At 69.1% G+C, this 4,179-nt stretch carries 2 protein-coding genes; both read right to left on the reverse strand.

What is annotated here, in order from left to right; all coding sequences use genetic code 11:
• On the reverse strand, positions 1 to 3,548 hold a 3,548-nt coding region (gene tssM / locus AC1DYX_RS28605), incomplete at its 3' end, for a type VI secretion system membrane subunit TssM (protein ID WP_477265215.1).
• Positions 3,549 to 3,564: 16 nt separating this feature from the next.
• Positions 3,565 to 4,179: M15 family metallopeptidase (locus tag AC1DYX_RS28610; protein WP_477265217.1), on the reverse strand; the 615-nt coding region annotated here is incomplete at its 5' end.

Genomic DNA, 4,179 nt, shown 5'->3' on the forward strand with positions numbered 1-4,179 from the left:
CGCTTGCGCTGGGCCGCGTCGATCATCTTCTTCAGGCCGAAGTGGCCCGGTTCGTCCAGCAGCACGACGGTGCGTCCCTCCGGCGTCAGCGCGGTGATCTTCGCGCCCGGCACGCCTTGCGGATTCGGCCACGCCATGTGCACCCAGGGCTGCGGCTGGCCGCGCCAGCGCAGCGCCTGGCCGTCGACCTCCAGCGTGAATTCGCTGGCGCCGGACGTACCGAGCGCCTGCAGGTCGAAGCGCGTCTGCGCCTCGCCGCCGCTGCTCGCCGCCGCGTTGGCGACGCCGCCGGCCGCCAGCGGCGCGACCCAGCCGGGGAAGCTCGCGACGACGTTCGGGGCGAGCGACACCCCCATGTCGGCCCAGGTGCGCGGGCTGAGCGAGTCGCCGCGGCGCACGACGAGCGGGCCCATTGTCGCCGTGAAGAATTTGGCGATGGCGCCTTCCGGGCCGAAGATCTCGCCGATCTCGGCGTTGCTGGCCTCGGCCTTCGACTCGGTCGCGAACGGGTATTTCAGCGCCAGGCCGCGGTTGAACGGCTGCACGACCTGGGCCGCCCACACCTTGTTGATCTCGGCCTCGGCCGGCTGCACGATCACGGCGAACGTCTGCATCAGCGGGCGCACGAGTACGGGGCGCAGCGCCTGGCGCTGGGCGTCCGGCATCCCCACCAGCATCTGTTCGTCGACATAGCGCAGCGCGTCGGCCAGTTCGGAGCCGTTGCCGTCGAGCGTCTGCTGCATCAGCTGGCGGGCGCCGGGGCCGGGGTCGCCCTGGTTCTTGATCTGGTTGAAGCGCGCGCGCAGCCTGGCCAGGCTGTCGATGTAGCCGCGCAGCAGCGACGCATCCTTGTCGCGCGCGGCGACGAGGCGGGCGACGCCGGCGAATTCGCGGCCGACGGGGCCGAGGGCCGGCGTGCCCGCATTGGCCGGGCCGGGCGCCGGCAGGCTGACGTTGACGATGGCCGGCTTCTGGCGCAGCACCGTCTCGCGTAACCAGCCCGTCAGGCCGTTCTGCGCACGCTGCATCGTGGCGCCGGCCAGGGTCGGGTTGTCCCATGACGTCTGTTCGTAGACGGTGGCCATGAGCCTGCCGATGGGCGAGTCCTGCGGATCGCCCAGGCGGTTCATCGCGGCCGCGGCGCCGTCGAAGCCCGCCAGGTCGCGCACGGTCACGCCCTGCATGAACTTCTGCCACTCGCGCGCATATTCCGCCTTGTACATGTCGACGAGGGCTTTCTGGATCTGCTCAGGGCTGCCTTCCAGCGTGAGGTCGTCGCGCGCCGCCGTCTTCAGCACCCAGTCGGCGCTTTGCAGTTCGCGGTTGGCGGCGTCGCGGAACGCCTGCTGCACGAAGCCGTCCCAGGCCTGACGCGTGAAGGCACCCGAGATCGCGTAGCTGCCGAGGACGAGGTCCTTGTCCTGCTCCCCGACGATGCGCGCCACGGTGATCGCCGGATAACGCGTGGCGGCGCGTGCCTTGACGTCGGCATACACGCGTTCCCGCGCCGGCATGCCGCGCACGACGCGGCGCAGGTTGTCGCGGGTCTGGTCGACGAGCGCGAGCCGGGTGTCGACGACGGGCCAGGATGGATCGTTCACCTGTGCGAGGTAGAACGCGATCATGCGCTCGGCGCTGCGGATCATCTGCTCGCGCGGCATGGCGCCGCGGTTCGCTTCCAGCCAGCCGCGCCAGAAGCGCGTGATCTGGTCGTTCAGGTGGGCGCTTTCGGCGCGCGACCGGTCGCCCAGCATGAGGTAGGTCTTGAGCGCGTTGTAGGCATCCTCGGCATCGGATGGCGACGCATCCTTGAACTGCTGCGGCGCGCCGGCCGCGGGTGCCGTGCCGCCGACCGGTTTGTTCATGGGGAGCAGGCGGTCGGCATTGCCGTTGACGTCGGCGAGGAAGCCCTCCAGCGATTGCGCGACGGGCTTCAGCATCACCTCGCGCACGCCGTTGAAGTATTCCTCCTTCAGCTTGCGGTTCAAGAGGTTGCCCTGGTACAGGCCGAGGCCGAGCGACAGCGGGCGGTGTTCGGCATAGCGGTCGAGCTGGTCGATGCGGTCCTGCAGGATCTCGAGCGCCTGGAAGCGCGAGCGCAGGTCCGTGCCCTTGCCCTGTACGCGGATGGCCTGGTCCAGGTCGGCCTGGACGTTGGCGACGAGCTGGCGGTTGTTCATATAGGACCAGCTCCAGCCGGCCAGCGCGAGGCCGACGAACGCCGTGGCCGCGAAGAAGGCGGCATAGCGCAGGCGTGTCCTGGCCGGGCTGGCATACTGCGCGACGAGGTCCTTGTCGGCGAAGATCACCTTGCGGAACAGGTTGAGGAGGAAGTAACCCTGCTGGTGGTGCTGGTCTTCGTGCGCGGGCGGCGCGAGGCGCAGGTCGAAGCGTTGCGCCACGCGGGCCGACGACGCCGACACGGTCTCGCCTTCCTGCAACGCGCTGGTGAAGTAGAAGCCGCGGAACACGGGCTTGAACTGGAACGGATTGTCCTCGAACAGCGTGGCGACGAAGGCGCGCAACGCGGGCTTGATGGACGCGAATTCGAGCGGGAACGTGAACACGCCGGACGGCATGCGCTCGCGCCACTGCAGCGCCATGTTCGCGCGGCTCAACTCTTTCAAACCGTCGTACAGCTCGTCGAAGCGGGCGTCGAACGAATCGAGCAGGCGTTCGCTCGTCACGTTCTGGTCGTAGGGCAGCGTCGCGCCCCAGACCTTTTCGCGCTCGGCGCGCTCGCTGTCCTGGAAGAATTCGTYGAAGCCGTCGATCAGGTCGGCCTTGGTGAACACGACGTAAACGGGCGCGTGGACCTCCAGCCGCTCGGTCAGTTCCTGCACGCGCTGGCGCAGGTTCTTGGCCAGGTCGATCGCGAACTCGGGCCGGTTGCGGGTCAGCTCGGCGATGCTGACGGCGATGATGACGCCGTTGATCGGCGCCTTGCGGCGGTGCTTCTTGAGCAGGTCGAGGAAGCCGAACCATTCGGCGCGGTCGTCGTCGATGACGGAATAGCGCCCCGCCGTGTCGAGCAGGATGCCTTCGGTGGTGAAGAACCAGTCGCAGTTGCGCGTGCCGCCAACGCCCTGCACGACCTTGCTGTCGGCGAACGGGAACTGCAGGCCGGAGCTGGCGATCGCGGTGCTCTTGCCGGCCGCCGGGTTCCCGATGATCATGTACCACGGTAGTTCGTACAGCGCGGCGCGGCCGGACGACTGGCCCAGTTTCGAGCTCTTGATGGTGGCGATGGCGTCCAGCAGGCGCTTGCGGATGACTTCCGTCTCCTGGCGCCGGGTGGCATCGGCCACGGGCTTGTCCGCCTGCTGTTCCAGCATGGTTCCGATACTCTCCGCCCTGCGCGCATGGCGCCGGCGGCGCCACAGCCAGAGAACGCCGCCCGCGAGCAGCGCAAGCCCGAGCACGATCCACGGCAGCACGGTCGGCCATTGCAGCACCCGCCCGGCCAGAAAGAGCAGGGCGGCGAAAGCCACCCAGCCGATGACGGTCAGGCTGGTGCGGGCGGTCAGGAAATGCCAGATTTTTTGCATGATGACGTTAAAGTGGTTAATGCGGTGTTGCGGATGCCGGAAGTGTCGGGCGAGGCATGACGCCGGGCCGGCGGAGTTCCGTATGCCCGAGGTCCATCATCTTCCAGCGTCCGCCCCAGGTCAGGCCGACGGATTCCGCGACCTGGCCGTACAGCTGGTAGCCGCGCAGCGCCCATCGGTCGCGTTCCGAGATCACGAGCCGGCCGTCGCGCACGAACGCGCAGTCCGCGGCCAGCCCGTACTGGTGCCAGCTCTGGTAAGCCCGCGCGTTCGTGACGCCCGGACCGAGCGCGGCCAGCGCGTCCTGGCGGGCGGCGCTGCGATAGCCTTCCAGCATGGCCATGTCGTAGCCGTGGCGCTCCTTCATGATGCGAAAGACGGTCAGCAGGCGCTGCGTGTAGTCGGCGTCCAGCATGGCCCAGTCGCGGCTGGCCGTGGCGAGCAGCGGCCGCGCCTGCGCCGCCTCGGCGGTCGTGAACACGGCGGGCGGCAGCGGTGGGGGCGGCACGAGCTGTTCGCCCTGCAGCAGGTCGGCCACCTGCGTGTTCACGGCGCGCGTCGAGGGCTCGAAGCCGCTCAGCACGGGCCGGTCAGCGAGCAGCAGGGCGGCCAGCGGCGGCAGGCAGACGAG

Source organism: Massilia sp. P2_C2 (assembly GCF_056404615.1).